This window comes from Paracoccus sp. PARArs4, assembly GCF_947311865.1.
GTDB classification, from domain to species: Bacteria; Pseudomonadota; Alphaproteobacteria; order Rhodobacterales; family Rhodobacteraceae; genus Paracoccus; species Paracoccus zeaxanthinifaciens.
The window spans coordinates 63,435-86,864 of sequence record NZ_CAMZMW010000008.1 but is presented as its reverse complement, the minus strand read 5'-3'; the positions used below and the strand labels follow the sequence as shown (position 1 = coordinate 86,864).

Annotated in this window: 21 protein-coding genes; 13 read left to right on the top strand and 8 right to left on the bottom strand. The window is 68.5% G+C overall.

Annotated elements, in window-relative coordinates; genetic code table 11:
* Positions 1-61 precede the first annotated feature (61 nt).
* The gene (locus tag QMZ16_RS08515) at positions 62-841 is read left to right on the top strand and encodes a GntR family transcriptional regulator (RefSeq protein ID WP_022706416.1); all 780 of its coding nucleotides are present in this window, start codon (positions 62-64) and stop codon (positions 839-841) included.
* Here QMZ16_RS08515 and QMZ16_RS08510 read toward each other — a convergent pair whose 3' ends face one another.
* From QMZ16_RS08510 to QMZ16_RS08500, 3 genes are read right to left on the bottom strand one after another with little or no spacing between them, the layout of a single operon-like run.
* On the bottom strand, positions 842-1,612 hold the full coding sequence (locus QMZ16_RS08510; RefSeq protein WP_282602921.1) for a FadR/GntR family transcriptional regulator: 771 nt from the start codon (positions 1,610-1,612) through the stop codon (positions 842-844).
* Positions 1,609-2,301, bottom strand: coding sequence for a nickel pincer cofactor biosynthesis protein LarB (gene larB, locus QMZ16_RS08505; protein ID WP_282602920.1), 693 nt, complete (start codon positions 2,299-2,301; stop codon positions 1,609-1,611). The genes QMZ16_RS08510 and larB overlap by 4 nt, the downstream gene beginning before the upstream one ends.
* Positions 2,294-3,094, bottom strand: coding sequence for an adenine nucleotide alpha hydrolase (locus QMZ16_RS08500; RefSeq protein WP_282602919.1), 801 nt, complete (start codon positions 3,092-3,094; stop codon positions 2,294-2,296). Before QMZ16_RS08500 ends, larB begins: the two co-directional genes overlap by 8 nt.
* A gap of 275 nt (positions 3,095-3,369) precedes the next feature.
* On the opposite strand from QMZ16_RS08500, the gene QMZ16_RS08495 reads away from it, so the two are divergent.
* The 11 genes from QMZ16_RS08495 (at position 3,370) to QMZ16_RS08445 (ending at position 16,849) form a co-directional block, all read left to right on the top strand.
* Positions 3,370-4,329 (top strand): TAXI family TRAP transporter solute-binding subunit, encoded by a 960-nt coding sequence (locus QMZ16_RS08495; RefSeq protein WP_282602918.1) that lies wholly within the window; start codon positions 3,370-3,372, stop codon positions 4,327-4,329.
* Between the two features lie 85 nt (positions 4,330-4,414).
* A complete protein-coding gene (locus QMZ16_RS08490; RefSeq protein ID WP_282602917.1) occupies positions 4,415-6,283 on the top strand; it encodes a TRAP transporter permease in 1,869 nt (622 codons plus the stop codon).
* Between the two features lie 18 nt (positions 6,284-6,301).
* Positions 6,302-7,996 carry a thiamine pyrophosphate-binding protein gene (locus QMZ16_RS08485; RefSeq protein WP_282602916.1) on the top strand — a complete coding sequence of 565 codons (1,695 nt, stop codon included), beginning with the start codon at positions 6,302-6,304 and terminating at the stop codon, positions 7,994-7,996.
* 4 nt (positions 7,997-8,000) lie between these two features.
* Positions 8,001-9,413 carry an FAD-binding oxidoreductase gene (locus QMZ16_RS08480; RefSeq protein ID WP_282602915.1) on the top strand — a complete coding sequence of 471 codons (1,413 nt, stop codon included), beginning with the start codon at positions 8,001-8,003 and terminating at the stop codon, positions 9,411-9,413.
* A gap of 35 nt (positions 9,414-9,448) precedes the next feature.
* Positions 9,449-11,188: an L-arabinonate dehydratase gene (gene araD, locus QMZ16_RS08475; protein WP_282602914.1), complete on the top strand. Its 1,740-nt coding sequence runs from the start codon at positions 9,449-9,451 to the stop codon at positions 11,186-11,188.
* A gap of 12 nt (positions 11,189-11,200) precedes the next feature.
* The gene (locus QMZ16_RS08470) at positions 11,201-12,118 is read left to right on the top strand and encodes a dihydrodipicolinate synthase family protein (RefSeq protein WP_282602913.1); all 918 of its coding nucleotides are present in this window, start codon (positions 11,201-11,203) and stop codon (positions 12,116-12,118) included.
* On the top strand, positions 12,115-12,852 hold the full coding sequence (locus QMZ16_RS08465; RefSeq protein ID WP_282602912.1) for an SDR family oxidoreductase: 738 nt from the start codon (positions 12,115-12,117) through the stop codon (positions 12,850-12,852). Before QMZ16_RS08470 ends, QMZ16_RS08465 begins: the two co-directional genes overlap by 4 nt.
* Before the next feature lie 21 nt (positions 12,853-12,873).
* Complete coding sequence (locus QMZ16_RS08460) at positions 12,874-14,397, top strand: aldehyde dehydrogenase (NADP(+)) (RefSeq protein WP_282602911.1); 1,524 nt, start codon at positions 12,874-12,876, stop codon at positions 14,395-14,397.
* 10 nt (positions 14,398-14,407) lie between these two features.
* On the top strand, positions 14,408-15,118 hold the full coding sequence (locus tag QMZ16_RS08455; RefSeq protein WP_090733779.1) for a ribonuclease activity regulator RraA: 711 nt from the start codon (positions 14,408-14,410) through the stop codon (positions 15,116-15,118).
* 10 nt (positions 15,119-15,128) lie between these two features.
* Positions 15,129-16,100, top strand: a complete 972-nt coding sequence (locus QMZ16_RS08450; protein WP_282602910.1) for a 2-hydroxyacid dehydrogenase — start codon at positions 15,129-15,131, stop codon at positions 16,098-16,100.
* Positions 16,097-16,849 carry an aldolase/citrate lyase family protein gene (locus QMZ16_RS08445; RefSeq protein ID WP_282602909.1) on the top strand — a complete coding sequence of 251 codons (753 nt, stop codon included), beginning with the start codon at positions 16,097-16,099 and terminating at the stop codon, positions 16,847-16,849. Before QMZ16_RS08450 ends, QMZ16_RS08445 begins: the two co-directional genes overlap by 4 nt.
* 12 nt (positions 16,850-16,861) lie before the next feature.
* Here QMZ16_RS08445 and QMZ16_RS08440 read toward each other — a convergent pair whose 3' ends face one another.
* The 3 genes from QMZ16_RS08440 to QMZ16_RS08430 form a co-directional block, all read right to left on the bottom strand.
* Entirely contained in the window at positions 16,862-17,764 is a 903-nt protein-coding gene (locus QMZ16_RS08440) for a 5-dehydro-4-deoxyglucarate dehydratase (RefSeq protein WP_282602908.1), read from the bottom strand.
* A gap of 99 nt (positions 17,765-17,863) precedes the next feature.
* Positions 17,864-19,363, bottom strand: a complete 1,500-nt coding sequence (gene tcuA, locus QMZ16_RS08435) for an FAD-dependent tricarballylate dehydrogenase TcuA (RefSeq protein ID WP_282602907.1) — start codon at positions 19,361-19,363, stop codon at positions 17,864-17,866.
* A 105-nt stretch (positions 19,364-19,468) separates the two neighbouring features.
* On the bottom strand, positions 19,469-20,146 hold the full coding sequence (locus QMZ16_RS08430) for a GntR family transcriptional regulator (protein ID WP_282602906.1): 678 nt from the start codon (positions 20,144-20,146) through the stop codon (positions 19,469-19,471).
* Between the two features lie 78 nt (positions 20,147-20,224).
* Here QMZ16_RS08430 and QMZ16_RS08425 point away from each other — a divergent pair, with 78 nt between their 5' ends.
* Complete coding sequence (locus QMZ16_RS08425; protein WP_282602905.1) at positions 20,225-21,286, top strand: AbrB family transcriptional regulator; 1,062 nt, start codon at positions 20,225-20,227, stop codon at positions 21,284-21,286.
* On the opposite strand, the gene QMZ16_RS08420 is transcribed toward QMZ16_RS08425, so the two are convergent.
* Together QMZ16_RS08420 and QMZ16_RS08415 are read right to left on the bottom strand one after the other, a co-directional pair.
* Complete coding sequence (locus tag QMZ16_RS08420) at positions 21,258-22,274, bottom strand: D-2-hydroxyacid dehydrogenase family protein (protein ID WP_282602904.1); 1,017 nt, start codon at positions 22,272-22,274, stop codon at positions 21,258-21,260. The two genes, QMZ16_RS08425 and QMZ16_RS08420, sit on opposite strands and share 29 nt — an antisense overlap.
* A 229-nt stretch (positions 22,275-22,503) precedes the next feature.
* Positions 22,504-23,415 (bottom strand): LysR family transcriptional regulator, encoded by a 912-nt coding sequence (locus QMZ16_RS08415; protein WP_282602903.1) that lies wholly within the window; start codon positions 23,413-23,415, stop codon positions 22,504-22,506.
* Positions 23,416-23,430 lie beyond the last annotated feature (15 nt).

Here is a 23,430-nt window from a genome sequence, read left to right as displayed (position 1 = left end):
GGATCGACAGATTCCGCCCATCTGATATATTAGAATATACGAAGCTCGAGGAACAGTCGCAATGGCCGAACAGCATGGCACCCCGTCCGACATCCCGTCGCCATCCGGCCTTGGACTTGCCGCGGGGTTCGGCCTGCAGGGCATATCGCAGGGCCTGTTCGAAGGGGGGCAGGCGGGGCGCGGCGTCTATGACGCACTGCGCAGCCGGATCGTCCGGTTGGAGCTGGTCCCCGGAACGCCCCTGCCGCGGGCCGAGCTTGCGCGCCAGTTCGGCGTCAGCATCACGCCCCTGCGCGATGCCCTGCAGCAACTGGCCGAGGAAGGGCTGGTCCTGATCTTTCCGCAGTCGCGCACGCTGGTCGCGCCCATCGACGTGACCGCCATCCGCGAGGCCCAGTTCCTGCGCATGGCGCTGGAGACCGAGGTCGTGCGCGAACTGTCCACCGCGATCGCCCCCGAGGACCTGGAGCGGCTGCGCGGCATCCACAAGCTGCAATCCAGCCTGGTGGGCGACGCCGACAGTATCGCCACCTTCCAGGAACTGGACGAGGTGTTCCACATGGCGCTGTTCGCCGCTGCCGGTCACATGCAGACCGCGCGGCTGATGCGCAGCCGGTCGGGGCATCTGGACCGGCTGCGCCGCATCTTCCTGCCCGATGCGCCCGCCGCCGCCGACAGCCACGCGAACATGAGCGCGGTGATCGACGGGCATGGCGCGGTCATCGAGGCGATCACCGCAGGGCGACCCGAGGATGCCGCCGAGGCCATGCGCCGCCACCTGCGCCGCACCGTCGACCGCCTGTCCGAGAAGCGCGCGGCCTTCCCCGAATATTTCGGCTGATCAGTCGTCCTGCGCGTAATCGGTGATCCGGCGCCGCGCCTGCATCAGGTGATAGGCCATCGACAGGCCGGCGGCCTCGCTGTCGCGGGCCAGGATCGCCTGGAAGATCTGGCGATGCTCGAACGAGACGCGATCGACGCGGGCCTGCGTGCCGCCGACCGTGATGCTCTGGGCGACGGTGATGGCGCGTTCGGTCTGCTCACGGATGGCGTTCAGCATGGCGACGAAGACCTCGTTGCCGCTGGCCTCGGCCACGGCCAGGTGAAAGCCGAAATCGGCGTCGCGCCCCACCTCTCGTCGCTTCATCGCGCCTTCGAGGACGCGCAGCGCGGCTTCGATGGCCGCGATGTCGCGCGGGGTGGCGCGCAGCGCGGCAAGGCGGGCGGTCTGCCCCTCGACCGCCATCCGCGCCTCCATGCAGCGCAGCAGGCCCGCCACGCTGTCCGAGGTGGTGAACTGCACCAGCCCCTGCGGCGGACGCTTGCGCACGAAGGATCCGACACCGCGCCGCGCCTCGATCAGGCCGTCCTCCTGCAGGCGGCGCAGGGCTTCGCGCACGACGGGGCGGGACACCTCGAACGCGGCGCAGATCTGGTTCTCGGATGGCAGCTTGGCGTCCTGTTGCAGCACGCCCGACACGATCTGTTCCAGGATCTGACCGTAAAGCTGGTCTGCCAGCGTCTTGCGCTTGCGGATGGTCAGCTTCGCGCCCTCGTCCGCGGTGGGCGCGGGGGTGGGATCCGACAGGTTGACCGAGGGCAGCATTCTCATGGCCGGGCCCCCCTTGCGGTGACATTCGCCATGCGCAACGCCGCGCAGGCCGCGCCATAGCCGTTGTCGATATTGGTCACGAGCACACCGGATGCGCAGCTTGCCAGCGCGGAATCCAGCGCCACGCGCCCGCCCGTCGCGACCCCGTATCCGACCGAGGTCGGCACCGCGATGACCAGCCCCGGCACCATCCCGCCCACGACGCTCGGCAGCGCCGCATCCATTCCGGCGAAGACGATGACGACATCCATCCCGCGCAAGGTTTCCTGGTGGCGGGTCAGCCGCCACAGGGCCGCGACCCCGCAATCCGCGAAGACATGCGCGCCATGGCCTGCATGGGCCAGCACGCGCTGCGCCTCGATCAGCGGCCCGGCATCCGAGGTTCCGGCGCTGACCAGTGCGATGCGCAGCCGCGTGTCGGGTTCGGGGCAGCCCCCCAGGATCGCCGTGCGCGAGGTCGCGCAATAGTCCAGCGCCGCGCGTGCGTCCGCGCCAAGGACCGCGTGCTGGTCGGGCGTCAGGCGCGTCAGCAGAAGGCGGCGCCCCTCGGCCATGGCATCCCCGATGATGGCCGACAACTGGTCGATCGTCTTCGGCTCGGCCAGGACCGCCTCGGGCAGGCCGATCCGGTCCTGCCGGTCGCGGTCGAAGGTCACCAGCGGGTGGCTGTCGGTTCCCTGGTCACGCATGGATGAACGCGCTCCCCTGCCTGTAGGGGGCGAGGCGGATCGCCAGCCCCGTATATCCGTGTTCGTCGAGCGCGATGCGGGCCAGCCGCGCGATGTCCTGCCGGTCGGGGTCGGACAGGGCGGCAAGGCGGGTCCCGTCGATCTCGATCGCGATGCCATGGGGCTGGCGGCGGCAGCGCAGCGTGACGGGGCCCAGAACCTCGCGCAGGCGCGTCTCGACCGTGTCGATCATGCGCAGTTCCCCGGGTTCGACGCGCAGGCCGGTCTGGATGCGGCTGGCGAGGCAGGGCGATGCGGGCAGCGCGGCGATCTGCGGCAGGCCCAGCCCGTCCGCCAGCCGCCGCACGTCGTCCTTGGTCATGCGGGCATCCGCGAAGGGGTGGATCACGCCGTGTTCCCCGGCGGCGCGCAGGCCGGGGCGGTAATCGCCCAGATCGTCAAGGTTCGTCCCCGAGGCGACCACATGGCCGGGATTGGCCGCGACCAGCGTGCGATAGAGGTTCGTCTTGCAATAGTAGCACCTGTCGACCGGGTTCGCGCGGTAACGCTCGTCCGCGAATTCGCGGGCATCGACCACGTCCAGCGGCAGCCCCAGGTCGGCCGCCATGCGGCGCACGCGTCCCGTCGCCTCGGCCGGAACCGCCGCCGAGGATGCGTGCACCATGCGCAGATCGCCGTCGCGCACACGTGCCGCAGCCGCCGTCAGGCACAGGCTGTCGACGCCGCCGCTGACCGCCACGACCAGCCCCCGTGGCGCGCGCAGCGCCGCTGCAAGCCCTTGCGATATGGTCATTCCCGCGCCTCCTGCCGCCAGTTCCATCAAGCGTCCATCTTGTCATGCCTGATGTCAACAGATCTGCGGACAAGATCTGATATGACTAATATATTACAACGATAACATAGTGATAAAAGGAATCCGACCCCTTCCTGATGTATTAATAATTGACAGGAAGCGCCCCTTTGCCGCAACCTTGCCACAGGTGATCCGGGACCCCGCCGCAGGAGGAGCGGCCATCGCGGGACCCATTGATCCGACAGCAGATGACATATTCCAGGGAGGGGGAATCGATGTTCCGCAGAAGCACAGCCGCGCGTCTTGCCGCGTGTACCGCACTGGGTCTGATGGCGGCGGGGACCGCGCATGCGCAGGCCATCACCATGGCGACCGGTCAGCAGGGGGGATCGTGGTTCCCCGTCGGCGGACAGATCAAGGCCATCGTCGAGCGGGAGAACCCCGATATCGACTTCACCGTGACGCCCGGCGCGGGTGCGGCGAACGTGGTCGGCGTGGACGCGGGGCGCTTCCAGATCGCCTTCGCGAACTCGATCTCGACGGTGGACAGCCTGGAGGGCAAGGAACCCTTCCGCAAGCCCACGACCAATGTCTGCAATATCGGGATCCTGTACCCGCAATATTTCCAGATCGTCAGCATCGCGGATGCGAACGTGAACGGCATCGCGGACATGGCGGGCAAGCGGCTGACGACCCAGCAGGTCGGCAATACCGGCGAGTTCCTGACGCGAGAGCTGCTGGCCCTGCAGGACATGTCCTACGAGGACCTGGGCTCGGTCGCGCACACGTCCTATTCCGACAGCGCGACGCAGATGAAGGACGGCCATGCCGACATCTTCACCCTGGGTTCCTCGCTGCCGACGGGGTCGGTCATGGACCTGGCATCGTCGCGCGACATCGCGCTGATGAACGTGGACGACGCCACCTTCGAACATTTCAAGGCCAAGAACGCGGCCTTCCAGCTTCGTGACGTGCCTGCGGGCGCCTATCCGGGCTTCGATCAGGCGATCAAGACGCTCAGCTACGACACGCACATGGTCGCGCCCTGCGACACGGACGGCACGATCGTCAAGGCGGTGCTGGCGGCGGTCGCGGACAACGTGGACAGCTTCGCCTCGGTGAACAAGTCGATGGAGGGGCTGACCGTCGAGGAGATGGCCACCGATATCGGCGTGCCCATGCATTCGGCCGCCAAGGAGTTCTATGCCGAACGCGGCATCGCCGGGATGGAGTGATCCCAAGGGTATCGCCTGACCGGGCGGATGCCGCCCGGTCGCACCGAATGACGGCCCGGTCCGCCGGGCAGCGACGGAGAGCCCCGTGAACCTGTCCATTTTCGACCGCAACATCCCGCTGATCGGGCGCATCGCGCGTGTCATCCTGATCGGAATGGCGCTGTGGCATCTTTATGTCGCGTTCGCGGGGCCGCCGAACCCCTATGTCATGCGCGGGACCCATGTGGCGCTGGCGCTGCTGCTGATCTTCCTGACGGTGAACCGGCAGGGGATGCTGACCGAACGCCCGCGTTGGCTGGATGTGGGGCTGGGGATCGTGGCCTGCCTTGCCGCGCTCTATCCCTCGTTGAACCTCGAATACGTGTACCAGCGGTTCCTCTATGTCGATCCGCTGCTGCCGATGGATATGGTGGTGGGGATCGTGCTGGTCGTCCTGCTGCTGGAAGGGGCGCGGCGGATGCTGGGTCCGGTCCTGCCGATCACGGCCATGCTGTTCATGGCCTATGGGCTGACCTTCACCTCGACCCTGCCGAGCGTGATCCTGGAACAGCTGTTCATGACGACCGAGGGGATCTTCGGCATCCCGATCTCGGTCTCGGCGACCTACATGGTGCTGTTCATCCTGTTCGGTTCGCTGGTCGAGCGGATGGGCGTGGGCCAGCTGTTCATGGATTTCGCGGTCGCCCTGACGGGGCGGCAGGTGGGCGGTCCGGCGAAGGTCGCCTGCGTGACCTCGGGGATGTTCGGTTCGGTCTCGGGGTCGGCGGTGGCAAATGTCATGACGACGGGCACCTTCTCGATCCCGCTGATGAAGCGCATGGGCTTCAAGCCCGCCTTCGCCGGCGCGGTCGAGGCCGTGGCATCGACCGGCGGGCAGATCATGCCGCCGGTGATGGGGGCCGCGGCCTTCGTCATGGCCGAATACCTGGGCGTCGGATACCTGCAGGTCGCGGCCTATGCGATCGTGCCCGCGATCCTGTTCTATGTCGCGCTGTTCGCCGCCGTGCATTTCGAGGCCCGCCGCATGGGCGTGGGCAGCGTCCCGGCCGAGGATCAGGTCCCGATGATGCAGGTGCTGCGCGAGCGCGGCCACCTGTTCATCCCGCTGGCGATCATCATCGGCGTGCTGCTGCAGGGCTATTCCGCGCCCTATGCCGCGCTGTGCGGGGTGGTGTCGGTCATCCCGACCGCCGCGCTGCGCAAGACGACGCGCCATTACGTGACGCTCGACAACATCCTGGGCGCGTTGGAGAACGGCGCGCGGAACGTGCTGTCCATCGCTGCGGCCTGCGCCTGTGCGGGCATCGTGGTCGGCGTGATCGACATCACCGGACTGGGGCTGACCTTCTCGAACTTCGTGATCTCGGCGGCGCAGGACACGCTGCTGATCGCGCTGCTGCTGTCGATGGTGGCGGGCATCATCCTGGGCATGGGGATGCCGACGACCCCCGCCTATATCGTGCAGGTCGCGCTGCTGGTGCCCGCGCTGGTCAAGCTGGGCGTGCAGGTCGAGGCGGCGCATCTCTTCGTCTTCTACTTCGCGATCCTGTCCGCGATCACGCCCCCCGTCGCGATGGCCGTCTATGCCGCCAACACGCTGAGCCAGGCCAAGATCGTCGAGGCCAGCTGGGCGGCGGTCAAGCTGGGCGCGACCGGTTTCATCGTGCCCTTCATGTTCGTCTATGAACCCGCGATCCTGCTGCAGGGCGACTGGTTCCACATCTTCATGGTGATCGCGCAGGCGACGCTTGGGGTCGTGCTGCTGGCGGCGGCGCTGCAGCGCTACTTCTTCGGCAGGCTGCGGCCCCTGCAGGCGATGGTCCTGTTCGCCGGGTCGCTGTGCTTCATCTATCCCGACTGGCGGGTGACCCTGGCCGGGCTGACCTGCGCGGGCGTGATCTGGTTCACCCAGACCCTGCGCCAGTCGAAACCCCTGACCCAGCCGGGCGAGTGACCGGAGCCGGAGAGAGACATGCTGAAGACCACAGATACCGCGACCCGCACAGGTGGCCAGATCCTTGTCGACCAGTTGCTGATCCACGGCGCAGACACCGCCTATTGCGTGCCCGGCGAAAGCTATCTCGAGGTGCTGGATGCGCTGCATGACGTCCAGGACCGCTTTACCCTGATCAATGCCCGCCACGAGGCAGGCGCCGCCAACATGGCCGAGGCCTATGGCAAGCTGACCGGACGTCCCGGCATCTGCATGGTGACGCGCGGTCCGGGGGCCTGCCACGCGGCCATCGGCGTCCATATCGCGCAGCAGGACAGCACGCCGATGATCCTGCTGGTCGGCCAGATAGCCCGCGACACGACCGACCGCGAGGCGTTCCAGGAACTGGACTATCGCGCCATGTTCGGCCCCGTCGCGAAATGGGCGACCCAGATCGACGATGCGCGGCGGATCCCGGAATACATGGCGCGGGCCTTTCGCGTCGCGACCTCGGGGCGGCCCGGTCCGGTGGTGATCGCCTTGCCCGAGGACATGCTGACCGATGCCGTGGCCGTCGCCGATGCGCGGCCCTTCTGCCCGACCGGAGCGGAGATCGCCCCGGATCGGCTGGATGCGCTTGCGGACGAGCTGTCGCGTGCCGAACGCCCGCTGCTGCTGCTGGGCGGATCGGGGTGGTCGGATGCCTCGACCGCCGCGATCCAGCGCTTTGCCGAGGCCAATCACCTGCCGGTGGCCTGTTCGTTCCGGCGGCAGGACATCGTGGACAACCTCTCGCCCGTCTATGCAGGCGATTTCGGGACCTCGACCGCGCCCAGCCTGTATCGGCGCCTGCAGGATGCCGACCTGCTGGTCGTGATCGGTGCCCGCCTGGGCGAGATGACGACCAAGACCTATACCACGCTGACCCCGCCCAACCCGGCGATCCGGCTGGTCCATATCCATCCCGACCCCGACGAGATCGGGCGCGTCTATTCCCCCGACCTAGGCATCGCCGCGACGCCGGACTCGGTCGCCCATGCGCTGGACGGGCGCGATCTGGGGCAGGGGGCGCGCTGTTCGGACTGGTGCGCGGGGCTGCATGCCGAATATCTCGCCGACAGCGAACCGCCCGCGCCTGATGGGGACTGGCCGCTGGACATGGGTGCGGCACTGGCGCAGATCCGTGACGGGCTGCCCGCCGACATGGTGGTGACGCTGGACGCCGGCAACCATACCGGCTGGGCGCAGCGTTTCCTGCGCTTCGGTCGTCCGGGTCGCGTGGTCGGATCGACCTGCGGGGCGATGGGCTATTCCGTCCCCGCCGCGGTCGCCGCATCGCTGGCCGACCCCGATCGTCTTGCCCTGTCCTTCGTCGGCGATGGCGGCTTCATGATGAGCGGGAACGAACTGGCCACCGCGGCGCAATATGGTGGGCGGCCCGTGGTGCTGCTGTTCAACAACGGCACCTATGGCACGATCCGCATGCACCAGGAACGCGAACATCCGGGGCGCGTGTCGGGCACCACGCTGATGAACCAGGACTTCGTCCGCATGGCCGAGGGGCTGGGCTGTCACGCCGAACGCGTCACCCGGACCGAGGATTTCGCCCCCGCCTTCGCCCGCGCCCGCGCCAGTGGCAGACCCGCCGTCATCGAACTGGTGACCGATCCCGAACAGATCTCGACCCGGACCACTATCAGCAGGCTGCGCGACGCGGCGCAGGGCCGTGGGTGATCCGATGCTGACCGCCCGACCCGATCTGCTGACCGCGCGCCTGGAACAGGCGATCGGCGCGCAACATGTCACCACCGACCCCGCCCAGATGGGCGGGCGCCTGGCCGAGGATCGCGGCCTGTATCGGGGCGAGGCGCTGGCCCTGATCCGTCCCGGCAGCACCGCCGAGATCGTCGAATGCATCCGCATCTGCCGCGCGGCAGGCGTTGCCATCACCCCGCAGGGCGGCAATACCGGGCTGGTCGGTGGTGGCGTTCCGCAGGGCGGCGTGATCCTTGCGACCGACCGGCTGAACCGCATCCGATCCGTCGATGCGTTGAACAGCACCATGACGGTCGAGGCGGGCTGCATCCTGCAGGTGGTGCAGGACGCTGCGGCGCAGGCGGACCGGCTGTTCCCGATGTCGCTGGCCTCCGAGGGGTCATGCCAGATCGGCGGAAACCTTGCCACGAATGCGGGCGGCACTGCGGTCCTGCGCTATGGCAACATGCGCGAGCTGGTCCTGGGGCTGGAGGTGGTGCTGCCCGACGGGCAGGTGCTGTCGGACCTGAACGGGCTGCGCAAGAACAACACCGGCTATGACCTGAAGCACCTGTTCGTGGGGTCCGAAGGCACGCTGGGGATCATCACCGCCGCCGTGCTGAAGCTGTTCCCGCGCCCCGTCACCCGCGCGACGGCGATGGTCGGGGTGAAGGGGCCGGAACAGGCGCTGGCGCTGTATGACCGGCTGCGCGGGCAATGCGCGGATGCGCTGTCGACCTTCGAATATGTCGACCGCCTCGCCCTGCAGATGGCGCTGGATCACGGGCCGGGCTGCTCCGATCCGATGGCCGAACCCCATCCGGCCTATGCCCTGATCGAGCTGACCTCGGCCGATGCGCAGTCCGATCCGGACCAGCGGCTGGAGGGCCTGCTGGCCGCCGCATTCGAGGCCGACGAGATCCGCGATGCCGTCATCGGCGCCTCGGAGGCGCAGCGCGACGGGCTGTGGCGCCTGCGCGAATCCCTGTCCGAGGCGCAGAAGCCCGAAGGGGCCTCGATCAAGCATGACGTGTCGGTCCCGGTGTCGCGCGTGGCCGACTTCCTGACCCGTGCCACGGCGGCCTGCCACGCGCATATGCCCGATCTGCGCGTCTGCCCCTTCGGGCATTTCGGCGACGGGAACCTGCATTTCAACCTGTCGCGGCCAAAGGCGATGAAGGATGCGGATTTCCTTGCCGAGTACCCCGCCTTCAACCGCATCGTGCATGACATCGTGGCGGATATGGGCGGCAGCATCTCGGCCGAACACGGCATCGGGCTGGTCAAGCGGGCCGAGCTGCGCCGCTACAAGGACCCCGTCGCGCTGGCCGTGATGGAACGCATCAAATCCGCGCTGGACCCCGACGGGCTGATGAATCCCGGCAAGGTGCTGTGATCCGGCGCGCGACCACGACAGGAAGGAAAGACGATTTGACCGATCCCGTGAAGACCCCCTCCCAGCTGCGCTCGGCCCGCTGGTTCGCGCCGGACGACCTGCGCAGCTTCGGCCACCGGTCGCGCCTGATGCAGCTTGGCTATGGCGAGGAGGATTTCCGCGACAAGCCCGTCATCGGCATCCTGAACACCTGGTCCGAGCTGAACAGCTGTCACGCCCATTTCCGCGAACGCGCGCAGGACGTGCGGCGCGGCGTGTTGCAGGCGGGCGGCTTTCCGGTGGAACTGCCCGCGTTGTCGGTGGACGAAAGCTTCACCAAGCCGACCTCGCTGCTGTATCGCAACATGCTGGCCATGGAGACCGAAGAGATGATCCGCAGCCACCCGCTGGACGGCGTGGTGCTGATGGGGGGCTGCGACAAGACCACGCCGGGGCTGGTGATGGGCGCGATCAGCGCGGGCGTCCCGATGATCTATCTGCCCGCCGGGCCGATGCTGCGGGGGCATTTCGCGGGGCGGACCCTGGGGTCGGGGTCGGATGCGTGGAAATACTGGGACGAACGCCGCGCGGGCAACATCACCGACGAGGAATGGCTGGGCGTGCAGGGCGGCATCGCGCGGTCGGCGGGCACCTGCATGACGATGGGCACGGCCAGCACGATGACCGCGATCACCGATGCGATGGGACTGACCCTGCCGGGCGCATCCTCGATCCCGGCGGTGGATTCGGGGCATCAGCGCATGGGCGCGGAATGCGGCCGCCGCATCGTCGGCATGGTCTGGGAGGATCTGACCCCCGACCGCATCATCACCCCCGCCTCGGTCCGCAACGCGGCGATCGTGGCGATGGCGACGGGCTGTTCGACGAACGCGGTCGTTCACCTGATCGCGATGGCGCGTCGCGCAGGCGTCGCCCTGTCGCTGGACGATCTGGACGCGCTTGGCCGCGACACGCCGCTGATCGCGAATGTCCGCCCCTCGGGCAAGGACTACCTGATGGAGGATTTCTTCCAGGCGGGCGGCCTGCGCGCGCTGATGAAGCAGATCGAGGATCGGCTGGACGGCAGCGCCCTGACCGTCACGGGCCGCAGCCTTGCGCAGAACCTGCAAGGGGCCGAGGTCTTCGACGACGACGTGATCCGCCCGCTGTCGAACCCGGTCTATCGCGAGGGATCTCTGGCGGTGCTGCGTGGCAACCTGTGCCCCGACGGCGCGATCATCAAGCCCGCCGCCTGCGATCCGAAATACCACTTGCACGAAGGCCCGGCGCTGGTCTTCGACAGCTATCCCGAAATGAAGAAGGCCGTCGACGACGAGGATCTGCAGATCACGCCCGACACGGTGATGGTGCTGCGCAACGCGGGTCCGCAGGGGGGGCCGGGCTTTCCCGAATGGGGGATGCTGCCCATCCCCAAGGCGCTGATCCGTCAGGGGCATCGCGACATGCTGCGCATCTCGGACGCGCGGATGTCGGGCACGTCCTACGGGGCCTGCGTGCTGCATGTCGCGCCCGAAAGCTTTGTCGGCGGGCCGCTGGCGCTGCTGCGCACGGGCGACATCATCCGCATGGACCTGAACGCGCGGCGGCTGGACATGCTGGTCCCCGACGACGAACTGGCCGCCCGCAAGGCCGCCTGGACCCCGCCGCAGCCGCGGTTCGAGCGTGGCTGGGGCTGGATGTTCGAACGTCACGTGACGCAGGCCGACCAGGGCTGCGACTTCGATTTCCTGCAAACCGATTTCGGCCGCGTCGCGGGCGAACCCGACATCTTCTGAATGGATAGACACATGGACCAGTCCGCCAAGGGACGACACGATCTGGACACCGCGCTGACCGGCATCTCGGGCATTCTCGTCACGCCCTATGACGACGCGGGCGAGATCGCGCCCGACCGCCTGCAGCCCATCATCGACCGCGCGCTGGGGGCGGGGATGCATATCCCGGTCGTGAACGGCAATACCGGTGAATTCTATGCCCTGACCACGGACGAGGCCTGCACCATGGCGCGCGAGGTGGCGGCCATGGTGGGTCCCCGCGCGCCCCTGCTGGCGGGCGTCGGGCGGGGCCTGCGCGATGCCTGCCGCCTTGCGCGGGCATCCGCGGATGCGGGGGCGGCGGCGCTGATGATCCACCAGCCGCCCGATCCCTTCGTAAGCCCGCGCGGCACGGTCGATTACATCCGCGCCATCAGCGATGCCAGCGGCGGGCTGCCGATGATGCTGTATCTGCGCAACGACGCCATCGGAACGGCGGCCATCGCGGATCTGTGCGCGCTGCCGGGTGTGCGCGGCGTCAAATGGGCGACCCCCAACCCGCTGAAGCTGGCCGAGGCCAAGGCCGCCTGCGACCCCGCCATCGTCTGGGTCGGCGGCCTGGCCGAGGTCTGGGCGCCCGCGCTCTATGCCGTGGGGGCGCGGGGCTTCACCTCGGGGCTGATCAACATCTGGCCGGAACGCTCGATGGCGATCCATGCCGCGCTCGAGGCGGGCGACTATCCCCGCGCCAACGCCCTGATCGCCGAGATGCGCGCCTTCGAGGATATCCGCGCCGAGGAGCTGAACGGCACCAACGTGACCGGCGTCAAGGCGGCGCTGCAGGCGACGGGCATGGATTGCGGCCCGACGCGCCCGCCCTCGGCCTGGCCGCTGACCGGTGATCAGTCGGCGCGGATGATGGCCTTTTTGCGCAAGGCGGGCCTGGCATGAGCGGGACGATCATCGTCACCGGCGCATCCGCCGGCATCGGGCGCGCGACCGCGCGGGCATTCCTGGAGGACGGCTGGCGCGTGGGCCTGATCGGCCGGCGCGAGGATGCGCTGACCGAAGCCGCCGCAGGCCATGCGGGCGCACTGATCCTGCCCTGCGATGTCACGGACGAGGGGCAGGTCGATGCCGCCTTCGACCGCGCCGCCCGCGAATGGGGCCGGATCGACGGGCTGTTCAACAATGCGGGTGTCGGCCTGAAATCCGTCAGCATCGACCAAATCGCGCTGGAGGACTGGCGCCGCGTCATCGACACGAACGTCACCGGGATGTTCCTCTGCGCACGCGCCGCGTTCCGCCGGATGCGGGCGCAGGACCCGCAGGGCGGGCGGATCGTCAACAACGGCTCGATCTCGGCGCATGTGCCGCGTCCGGGGTCGATCGCCTATACCGCGTCCAAGCACGCCGTCACGGGCATGACCCGCAGCCTGTCGCTGGACGGGCGTGCCTTCGGCATCGCCTGCGGCCAGATCGACATCGGCAATGCCCTGACCGAGATGTCGCAGCACCAGACCGAGGGCGTCCCCCAGGCCGACGGCGCGATCCGCCCCGAGCCGATGATGGACGTGGCGCAGGTCGCGTCCTCGGTCCTGCACATGATGCGCATGCCCCCGCAGGCCAATGTCCAGTTCATGACCGTCATGGCCACGACCATGCCCTTCATCGGGCGCGGCTGAGCCGACGAAAGGATCACAGCGATGAAAGACCAGACCTTCACCCCCCATGGAAAGCACCTGATCGCAGGCGAACGGATAGGCGGCGACCGTCAGTTCCAGTCCTCGCCCGCGCATGGGCCGGCACATTCCTTCGCGGTCGGCACGCCCGATCTGGTGGATCGCGCCTGCCGCGCCGCCGAGGATGCCTTCGACGCGTTCGCCGCGACCTCTCGTGAGGATCGGGCGCGGCTGCTGAACGCCATCGCCGACCGGATCGAAGCGCGGGCCGATGCGATCACGCTGATCGGCACGCAGGAAACCGGCCTGCCCGAGGCGCGGCTGCAGGGCGAACGCGGCCGCACCACGGGGCAGCTGCGACTGTTCGCGGATCACATCCTGAAGGGCGACTATCTCGACCGGCGCCATGACGCGGCGCTGCCCGACCGTCAGCCCCTGCCGCGCCCCGACCTGCGGATGATCCAGCGTCCCATCGGGCCGGTCGCGGTCTTCGGGGCCTCGAACTTTCCGCTGGCTTTCTCGACCGCGGGTGGGGACACGGCGGCGGCGCTGGCCGCGGGCTGTCCGGTCGTGGTCAAGGGCCACGGCGCCCATCCCGGCACCGCCGAGATCGTGGCCGATGCCGTTGCCGAGGCCATCCGCGACACCGGCATGCCCGCGGGCATCTTCAGCCTTGTGCAGGGGGGCAAGCGCGACGTGGGGCAGGCGCTGGTCCAGCATCCGCTGATCAAGGCGGTGGGCTTTACCGGATCGCTGGCCGGGGGGCGCGCGCTGTTCGACCTGTGCGCGCAGCGCCCCGAGCCGATCCCGTTCTTCGGCGAGCTGGGCAGCGTGAACCCGATGTTCCTGCTGCCGGCCACGCTGTCCGCACGCGGGGCCGATCTGGGCGCGGGCTGGGCGGCCAGCCTGACGATGGGCGCGGGGCAGTTCTGCACCAATCCCGGCATCACCGTGGTGATCGAGGGCGCGGATGCCGATGCCTTCGCCCATTCGGCAGCGCAGGCGCTGTCGCAATCGGGGGCCCAGGTGATGCTGACCGACGGCATCGCCGACGCCTATCGCGATGGCGCGGCCCGCGTGGCGGGGCAGGCGGGTATCCGCGATCTGGTCACCTCGACCTGCGAGGGGCGCGAGGCGCGTCCCAACCTGTTCCGCGTCTCTGCCGAGGATTGGATGGGCAACCACGCCCTGTCCGAAGAGGTGTTCGGCCCGCTTGGCGTGATCGTGACGGTCCGCGATGCCGACCAGATGCTGCAGGTGGCCCGCAGCTTCGAGGGGCAGCTGACCGCGACGCTGCACCTGGACGACGCTGATGCCGATCTGGGCCGCCGCCTGCTGCCGGTGCTGGAACGCAAGGCCGGGCGCGTGCTTGCCAACGGCTTTCCGACCGGGGTCGAGGTGTCGGACACGATGGTGCATGGCGGTCCTTACCCTGCCAGCACGAATTTCGGCGCGACCAGCGTCGGCACCCTGTCGATCCGGCGCTTCCTGCGGCCGGTCTGTTTCCAGAATATCCCGGCGGCGATCCTGCCTGCCGACCTGAGCTGAGGGACTGCCCATGGATGAAACGATCCGCCAGAAGCTGATGGATGTCTCGGTCGCAACGCTGGCCACCGCGCTGTACAAGCGCGGCCTGCGCCAGCAGGTGATCCAGGGGGTCCACCCCATCGGCCACAAGGGCCGCAACATGGTCGGCCCGGCCTTCACCCTGCGCTACATGCCCGCCCGAGAGGACCGCAACCAGCTGTCCGAGTTCCGCAACCCCGAACACCCGCAGCGCGTCGCGATCGAGACCTGCCCGCCGGGGCATGTGCTGGTCATGGACAGCCGCAAGGACGCGCGCGCCGCGACGGCGGGCGACATCCTGCTGACGCGGCTGATGATGCGCGGCGCGGCGGGTGCGGTCACAGATGGCGGGTTTCGCGATGCGGCCACCATCGCGGGGATCGACATGCCCGTCTATCACCAGCGGCCCTCCAGCCCGACGAACCTGACCCTGCACGAGGCGATCGAGATCGACGTGCCCATCGGCTGCGGCGACGCGCCGGTCTTTCCGGGCGACATCATCGTGGGCGACGGCGATTGCGTGATCGTCATCCCCGCCGATCTGGCCGCCGAGATCGCGGACGAGGCCGTCGAGATGACCGCCTACGAGGATTTCGTCATCGACCGGGTCAAGGACGGCGAGGCGATCATCGGGCTGTATCCTTGCACGCAGGACCGCCACCAGGCAGCCTTTGCCGAATGGCGCAAGGCCAATGGCAGGTAAGGGGGCAGAGGTGACCGGCAAACCCAGGGTGATGGTGATGACGACCCTGCGCCCCGCCGCGATGGAGCGGCTGGCGCGCGATCACGACCTGCAGCGATGGGACCTGACCGAGGATCGCGACGGGTTCCTGCGCGATCACGGGCCGGGCTGCCGCGTCCTCGTGACGAACGGGCATGTGCCGCTGACGCGTGCCATGCTTCAGGCGATGCCGGATCTGGAACTGGTGACCTGCTCGTCCGCCGGATACGACGCGTTCGACACGCAGGCGCTGGCGGAACGCGGGATCGCGCTGACCAACACCTCGCAGGCGCTGCGCGACGACGTGGCCGATACGGCAATCATGCTGATCCTTGCCGCGCGTCGCGGGCTGGTCCCCGCCGAGGCGCATGTCCGCAGCGGCGCATGGGGCCGCGACGGCGCCTTTCCGCTGCAGCGCAAGGTGTCGGGCACGCGGCTGGGCATCGTCGGCATGGGCACGATCGGCCACGCCATCGCGGAACGGGCCGAGGCCTTCGGCATGTCCGTCGCCTTCTGGAACCGCAGCCGCAAGGACCTGCGCTGGCCGCAGCAGGACGACCTGGTGCAACTGGCCCGCGACAGCGACCACCTTGTCGCCATCGTCGCGGGGGGCGAGGGAACGCGCGGCCTGATTTCCGAACAGGTGCTTCAGGCGCTTGGGCCGCAGGGTCTGTTCGTGAATGTCGCGCGCGGCACCGTCGTCGATCAGGACGCGCTGATCGCCACGCTTGGCGACGGGCGGCTGGGGGCCGCCGCGCTGGATGTCTACGAGGACGAGCCGAACCCCGATCCGCGCCTGACCCGGATGCCGAATGTCACCAACTATCCGCACCACGCCTCGGGGACGGTCGAGACGCGGGACGCGATGGCGCATCTGGCGGTCGACAACCTGCTGTCATTCCTTGCAGGGAAGCCGCTGATCTCGCCCGTGGATCTGGGCGGGGCGCGCAAGGGGGCCGCATGACCAATCCGTTCAAGCAGGCGCTGGCCGCGCGCCGCCGCCTGCCGGGCTTCTGGCTGTCGCTGTGTTCGCCCACCGTGGTCGAGATCGCGGCCCATTCCGGCGCGGACTGGCTGCTGGTCGACATGGAACACGCCCCCGCCGACCTGTCGCAGATCGCCGGTCAGCTGCGCGCCGCGCGGGGTGGCCTGGCCGAGGTGGTCGTGCGTCCGCCCCAGTCCGAGCCTGTGATTACCAAGCGCCTGCTGGATATCGGGGCGCGGAACCTGATGTTCCCGATGATCCAAGACGCGCAGGATGCCGCGGATGCGGTGGCCTGGACCCGCTATCCCCCCCACGGCGTACGCGGGATCTCGGCCACGGTCAGGGCGAACAATTACGGGCGACAGGGCGATTACCTGCAACGCTATGCCGACGAGCTGACGGTGATCGTGCAGGTCGAAACGCCCGAGGCGGTCGCGAATATCGCGCAGATCGCCGCCGTGCCGGGGGTCGATGCGATCTTCATCGGGCCGGGCGATCTTGCGGCCTCGATGGGGTTCGCGGGGCAGGGCAACGCGCCCGAGGTGCGCGCCAAGATCGCCGAGGCCGTCGCCGCGATCCATGCGGCGGGCCTGCCTGCGGGCATCCTGGGATACGGGCATGACCTTGCGCAGGGCTATTTCGATCAGGGCGTCGAATTCGTGGCCGTCGCGGGCGATGCCTGGCTGCTGGCGCGGCAGATGGACGGGATGATCGCCGCGCTGCGCTAGCGCGGCGATCGCTCAGGCGCGGCCCGCGATCAGGTCGCGCATCATTGCGGTCTCGGCCTCGTCCAGATCGGTCAGGGGTGCGCGGACATGGCCCGCATCGAAGCCGCGCAGTCGTACGCCCGCCTTGATCGCGGACACCGAATAGCCCGTCTGCCGATCCCGGATGGCGGCGAAGGGATAGTAGAAATCCTTCAGCAGCCGTTCGCATTCGGCATCGTCGCCCGCAAGGAACGCCTTGTGGAAGGCCAGCGCGGTTTCCGGCACGAAGTTGAACACCGCCGAGGAATAGGTCGGCATCCCCGCCCCGCGATAGGCCTGCGCGAACAGCTCGTGCGTGGGCATGCCCCCGATATAGGACAGCCGGTCCCCCATCGCAGCCGTCACCCGGCGCACCGTGTCGATATCGCCGGTGCCGTCCTTGAAGCCGATCAGGTTCGGGCATTCCTCGCACAGTTGCGCCAGCGTCTGGGCCGAGATCCGCGACTGCCCACGATTGTAGAAGATCACCGCCATCTTCGTCGCGCGGCAGACGGCGCGGACACGGTTTGCGACCCCTTCCTGCGGGGCCTCGGTCAGGTAATGGGGCAGCAGCAGGATGCCGTCGCCGCCCGCGGCCTCGATCTCCTGCGCCAGGTCGCAGGCCATGCGCACGCCATAGCCGCAGCCCGCCAGCACCGGCTGATCGCCCGCCACCTCGCGCGTGGCGCGCACGACCTCGACGATTTCCGACGGGGCAAGCGAGAACATCTCGCCGGTGCCGCCCGCGACGATCAGGCCCGCGACCGGGTATTGCGACAGCCATTCCAGATGCGCCTGGAACGGCGCCTTGGCAAAGCGGTCATCGGCGTCGAAGGGGGTGACGGGAAAGGACAGCAGCCCGTGGCGGATCCTCTCCCTCAGTTCCAGCGGGTCCATCATATCCTCCCGTGATTGATGGAACACTAATATTTCAGTATGAGCCGCCGGTCAACGAATGCGTGACGCGCCCGCATCGGGGCGCGTCGCGGGTGCCGCTCAGGTCGCGGGCGACAGGCTGGCCGCCGCGCCATACCCGGCCTGCCGTCCGAAGACCGCACCCGAGGTCAGCCCCGACCCGCCCGGATAGCCGTTGAAGAACACGCCGCCCACGATCTCGCCGCAGGCGAACAGGCCGGGGATCGGGCTGTCATCCGGCCGCAGGACCGCACCCGCGTCGTCCACCTTCAGCCCGCCATAGGTGAAGGTGATCCCCCCCGTCACCGGATAGGCGCGGAAGGGCGGGGTATCCAGCCGCTGCGCCCAGTTGCTGCGCGGCGGGGTCAGGCCGCGCGCCTGCCGCCCATCCTTGATCGTCGGGTCGAAGGGCGTGTCGTCGTCGACCGCCGCGTTGAAGGCGCGCACGGTGTCCAGCGCGGCCGAGGCGTCGACGCCTTCCAGCTTGGCGCACAGCTCCTCGATCGTGTCGGCCTGAACGTGATGCGCGTCGTGGAAACGGTACTCGGCATAGAGCAGGTCTTCGGTCTTGGCGTCGAACAGCTGCCAGGCGAACTGGCCCGGCTGGTCCAGCACCGCCTTGCCGTATTGGGCATAGGTGTAGTTGCGGAAATCCTTGCCCTCGTCGACGAAGCGCTTGCCTTCGGCATTCACCATCACGCCCAGGAAGTAGCAGATCTTGCGATAGTTCTTGCGGTCCCCGTGCGGGATGTCGAGATTGCCGTATTCCTTCATGTGCCGGTCCATCGGCGTGGCATGCGCGCCGGAATACAGCCCGTGCCGCGCGGCACCCAGCTCCAGCGCCATGAGCAGCCCGTCACCGGTATTGTGCGGCGTGCCGCGGACGCGGGCGGCCTCCCATTCCTCGCCCATGAAGTCGCGGCGCAGCTCGCGGCTGGATTCGAAGCCGCCGCAGCCCAGGATGACACCCTGCGCGCGCAGATCGACCGTGCTGCCATCCTCGCGACGCGCCGTGACGCCGCGGACCTGACCGTCCTCGACCAGCAGCGACTGCGCGGCCAGCCCATATTCGATCCGCCCGCCGGCACGCAGCAGGGCCGCGCGTTCGGCCTCGAACAGGCCGACGCCCTCGTCCTCGGCGGCAAGGGTCAGGCCGCCCCAGAAGACCAGCCGCCCGTCCTTCTCGAAGGATTGGCGGGCATAGATCGGCTCGAACTTCACATCATGCCCGGCCAGCCACTTCATCGTCTCGAGCGAGCGTCCGACCAGCTTGTCCTGTTCCGGGCTGAGCGGGCGGCCATCGTTGAAATAGAGCAGGTCGTCGCGGAACTTCTGCGCGGTATAGGCGCCGAAATCGGTGCGGGGCAGGCGCTCGTCCTTTGGGTCGAGCAAGAGGTCCTGCAGATCCTCGCCGCCGTCATAGGCAAAGCGCATCGCGCCGGCGGTATACTTGGTGTTGCCGCCCGCCATGTCCTCGGGGGCCTTTTCGATCACCAGCACGCGGGCACCCTTCTCGGATGCGGCGATGGCTGCGCAAAGGGCGGCGTTCCCGCTGCCGACGACGATCAGATCCTGTTCCATCGGGACCTCCTCTCCTTGGATTCGCAGAATGTATACGCGTGGATGCAATTGTGAACAAGGCGGACGGCCAGAAAAAAGGCCCCGTCTCCGGGGCCCTTCGCGTTTTCAGCCTTCCTCGGCCATGTCGCGGCTGTCGCGCAGCGCGCGTATTCGCAACCGCTGAGAGGCCCTGATATGGGCGCGCATCGCCTGTTCGGCCCCTTCGCCGTCGCGCTGCTGCATCGCCTCCAGGACGGCGGCATGTTCGGCGGCGGCCTCGGCGGCGCGGTTCTGGTCGGCCAGCGTGGTCGGGCCCAGGATCAGCAGACCCTTCTGCAGCGTCGCGATGGACCGGGCAAGGAACCGGTTCTTGGCCGCGTCCAGCAGCGTGGCGTGGAACAGTCGGTTCAGCTCGGCGGCCTCGGGGCCGCTCTCGACGGCGGCCATGCGGTCGTTCAGGGCGATCAGCTCGTCCAGCTCGACCTCGGCTGCGGCGCGTGCGGCAAGACGGGCGGCGGTGCCTTCCAGCACGCCGCGCATCTCGTACAGCTCCATCACCTCGGCATAGTCCAGCGTCCGCACGGTCGCGCCGTGGCGGGGGACATGCGTGACCAGACCGTCCGTTTCCAGCTGGCGGATCGCCTCGCGCACGGGGGTGCGGCTGACGCCAAGCCGCTCGGCCAGTTCGGTTTCGCGCAGGCGCGCGCCGGGCGGCAGGCTGCCATCGCGGATTTCGCCCAGAAGCCGCTGATAGGCGCTGCTGCCCTGCGGCCCGGAATATTGCTGATCGGCGCGATCGTCCAACGACCCCTCCTTGCGTAACTGTATCCGAATGTATACGAATGGGTGCATCGAAAGTCAATCAAGGGGGGAATCGCCCCGATGACGCCCATCGCGCATCTCTCGTCCGGTACACGCCATCGCCTGATCACGCTCGGGCTTGCAAGCCTTGGCGCGGCGGTCTTCCTGGTCCTTGGGCTGCCGCTGCCCTTCCTGTTCGGACCGATGCTGGCCTGCCTGATCGGCGCGCTGGCGCGGGCACCGCTGCGGGGCTTCGGTCAGGTGTCGGTGGGGGCGCGCACGATCCTGGGGGTCGCCGTGGGCGCGTCGATCACGCCCGCGCTGTTCGCGGAACTGCCGCGGATGCTGACCTCGATCGCGCTGGTGCCGCTGTTCATCCTGACGATCGGTCTGGTCGGCGTGCCGTTCTTCCGCCGCATCTGGGGCTTCGATCCGGCGACGGCCTTCTATGCCGCGATGCCGGGCGGGCTTCAGGACATGGTGATCTTCGGGACCGAGGCCGGGGGCAATCCCCGCGCGCTGTCGCTGATCCACGGGACGCGCGTGCTGATCATCGTGACGCTGGCGCCGATCTTCCTGTCATGGGGATATGGCGCGCAGCTGACGAACCCCATCGGCGCCCCCGCCGCCGACATCCCCGCGATCGAGCTGCTGCTGATGGTCGCCGCCGCCCTGATCGGCTGGAAGCTGGCCGAGAGGGTGGGCCTGTTCGGGGCCTCGATCCTGGGGCCGATGATCGTCGCGATGGTCCTGTCGCTGACCGGCCTGCTGCATATCCGCCCCCCGCGAGAGGCGATCCTGGCGGCGCAGTTCCTGATCGGCTGCGGCATCGGGGTGCAGTTCGTGGGCGTCACCTGGGCCGAGCTGCGCCGCGTGGTGATGGCGGGCGTCGCCTATGTCTTCGTCATCGCGATCCTTGCGGCGATCTTCACCTGGATCGTGACCTCGATGGGGGTGGGGCACCCGGTCGATGCCTTCCTGGCCTTCGCCCCCGGCGGTCAGGCCGAGATGACGGTCCTTGCCATCGTCACCGGGGCCGACCTGGGCTTTGTCGTGGCGCACCACCTGACGCGGATCGTGCTGGTGATCCTGGGTGCGCCCGTGGTCGCGGGCCTCATGCGGCGGGCAGCGCGCCGGGGTTGATGACGTTCAGCGGCGTGCCTGCGGCCCAGGCGCGGACCTGCTCGAAGATGTCGGTGAACTGCATGTCGAACTCGTCCTCGGTGACGAAGCCGATATGCGGAGTGCAGATCAGGCGCGGATGCGCCAGCAGCGGGTCCGAAGGGTCGCGCATCGGTTCCTGGTCGAAGACGTCGATGGCGGCCATGCCGGGCCGCCCCGCATCCAGCGCCGCCAGCAGCGCCCCCGGCGCGATCAGCCCCGCCCGAGAGGTGTTCACGAAGACCGCCCCGGGCCGCATCGCGGCAAGGTCTTCGGGGGTGATCATGCCGCGCGTCTCGGGCTTCAAGCGCACATGGATCGAGACGATATCGCTGGTCGCGAAGAAGCTGGCGCGGTCGGGCGCCACGTCGCACGCGTCCGCCGCTGCGCGCGCGCGGCCTTCGTCGGACGCCCACCACTGGACCTTCATCCCGAACGCCTCGGCATAGCCTGCGACGGTGCGGGCGATCCGGCCATAGCCGATCAGCCCCAGGGTCCGCCCGCGCAGCGTGCGCCCGACGCCGATCTGCCAGTTGCCGGCCCTGGTCGATGCCATCTGCTGCGGGATCTGGCGCATGGCCGACAGGATCAGCCCGAAGGTCAGTTCCGCCGCGGCATAGGACGGCATGTCCGAGCCCATGTTCGAACACAGCACCACGCCGTGATCGCTGCATGCCTGCACGTCCACATGCGGATAGACGCTGCGCTGAGAGATCATGCGAAGCCGCGGCAGGCGGGCGATCAGGCTGCGCGTGATCCGGGTGCGTTCGCGGAACAGGACCAGCACCTCGGCATCGGCAAGGCGGCGGACCAGTTCGTCCTCGTCATCGGTGTGATCGGTCCAGACAGTGACCTCGTGCCCGTCCAGCAGGTCGAAGCAGGGCAGGCCCCGCAGTGTGTCGAACCAGTCGTCCAGGATGTGGACCCGAAGCGGTGCCATGCCCGCATCCTTGTCGTTGGTGGGGGGCATGGCGGTCCTTTCTTGGTGGGACAGAAGCACGGGGGTGCGGTGATATTCTTGCGGAACCTGAAAACTTCACAGGCGCCCGTCAGAAGAAGCCCCGGATCGTGCCTTTGGCAATAGGCGATGATCCTGTCCGCGACGGGATGCGTCAGGGGAACGTCCTCGGGGGATGGTCTTCAGGCCGAGGCGCATGGCGGGCGGGTCGATACCGGCGCGTCCGAAGTCGCACGGTGCTTCAGCCTGCCGCTGGCGGGTCCGTCCAGCCCGTGTCCAGATGGGCGATCAGGAAATATATGAACAGCCGCGTCTTGGGCGTCAGCACGTTGCTGCGCGGATAGACCAGCCACAGGACGGAGCGGTCGTTCAGCCGCCACTCGGGCAGGATCTGCACCAAGCTGCCGTCGCGCAGCTCGCGCGCCACGCTCCAGACCGAGTTGATCGAGATGCCCGCCCCCGCGACGGTCGCGATCCGCATCGAGGCCCCGTCGTCGAAGATCGCACGGCAGCTCATGGCCTTCGGGTCCAGCCGCCAGGTCGTCTGCCCGTTCGTCATGTCCCGCGCAGACAGGTCGCCCCAGGACAGGAAGCGGTGACGCGCAAGGTCGTCCGGCCCCGACGGGGTGCCGTGATGCACAAGATAGTCGGGCGAGGCGCAGAGGATGCGCGGATCCTCGGCCAGCTTGCGGCCCTTGAGGCTGCTGTCGGTCAGGGGCGCGCTGCGCAGGGCCAGGTCGAAACTGCCCTCGATCAGGTCGAAGCGGGTGTCCGACAGGCGCAGGTCCAGCGTGATGCCCGGGTGCATGTCGTGGAACATCGGCAGTAGCGGCACGATGTGGCGCTGCGCGAAGCTGCTGGGCGCGGCAAAGCGCAGGGTGCCGACGGGCTCGGTCGCGTCATGGCCCAGAACCGCGCATCCGGCCTCGAGCTGGGCCAGGATCTCGGTGGCATAGGGCAGGAATGCCTCGCCCTCGTGCGACAGGGACACCTTGCGGGTGGTGCGGTGCAGCAGCTCGACCCCCAGCTGCTGTTCCAGTTTGGCCAGCCTTGCGCTGGCGACGGCGGGGCCCATGCCAAGGCTGCGCCCCGCGGCGGTGATGTTCAGCAGTTCGGCCGCAAGGACGAAAAGGCGCAGGCCGTCGATATCCATTCCCGCGTTTCCCCC

Coding starts and splice junctions, on each gene's coding strand:
- QMZ16_RS08515 (WP_022706416.1), top strand. CDS start 62: ATGGCCGAACAGCATGGCACCCCGTCCGACATCCCGTCGCCATCCGGC.
- QMZ16_RS08510 (WP_282602921.1), bottom strand. CDS start 1,612: ATGAGAATGCTGCCCTCGGTCAACCTGTCGGATCCCACCCCCGCGCCC.
- larB (WP_282602920.1), bottom strand. CDS start 2,301: ATGCGTGACCAGGGAACCGACAGCCACCCGCTGGTGACCTTCGACCGC.
- QMZ16_RS08500 (WP_282602919.1), bottom strand. CDS start 3,094: ATGACCATATCGCAAGGGCTTGCAGCGGCGCTGCGCGCGCCACGGGGG.
- QMZ16_RS08495 (WP_282602918.1), top strand. CDS start 3,370: ATGTTCCGCAGAAGCACAGCCGCGCGTCTTGCCGCGTGTACCGCACTG.
- QMZ16_RS08485 (WP_282602916.1), top strand. CDS start 6,302: ATGCTGAAGACCACAGATACCGCGACCCGCACAGGTGGCCAGATCCTT.
- QMZ16_RS08480 (WP_282602915.1), top strand. CDS start 8,001: ATGCTGACCGCCCGACCCGATCTGCTGACCGCGCGCCTGGAACAGGCG.
- QMZ16_RS08470 (WP_282602913.1), top strand. CDS start 11,201: ATGGACCAGTCCGCCAAGGGACGACACGATCTGGACACCGCGCTGACC.
- QMZ16_RS08465 (WP_282602912.1), top strand. CDS start 12,115: ATGAGCGGGACGATCATCGTCACCGGCGCATCCGCCGGCATCGGGCGC.
- QMZ16_RS08460 (WP_282602911.1), top strand. CDS start 12,874: ATGAAAGACCAGACCTTCACCCCCCATGGAAAGCACCTGATCGCAGGC.
- QMZ16_RS08455 (WP_090733779.1), top strand. CDS start 14,408: ATGGATGAAACGATCCGCCAGAAGCTGATGGATGTCTCGGTCGCAACG.
- QMZ16_RS08445 (WP_282602909.1), top strand. CDS start 16,097: ATGACCAATCCGTTCAAGCAGGCGCTGGCCGCGCGCCGCCGCCTGCCG.
- QMZ16_RS08440 (WP_282602908.1), bottom strand. CDS start 17,764: ATGGACCCGCTGGAACTGAGGGAGAGGATCCGCCACGGGCTGCTGTCC.
- tcuA (WP_282602907.1), bottom strand. CDS start 19,363: ATGGAACAGGATCTGATCGTCGTCGGCAGCGGGAACGCCGCCCTTTGC.
- QMZ16_RS08425 (WP_282602905.1), top strand. CDS start 20,225: ATGACGCCCATCGCGCATCTCTCGTCCGGTACACGCCATCGCCTGATC.
- QMZ16_RS08420 (WP_282602904.1), bottom strand. CDS start 22,274: ATGCCCCCCACCAACGACAAGGATGCGGGCATGGCACCGCTTCGGGTC.
- QMZ16_RS08415 (WP_282602903.1), bottom strand. CDS start 23,415: ATGGATATCGACGGCCTGCGCCTTTTCGTCCTTGCGGCCGAACTGCTG.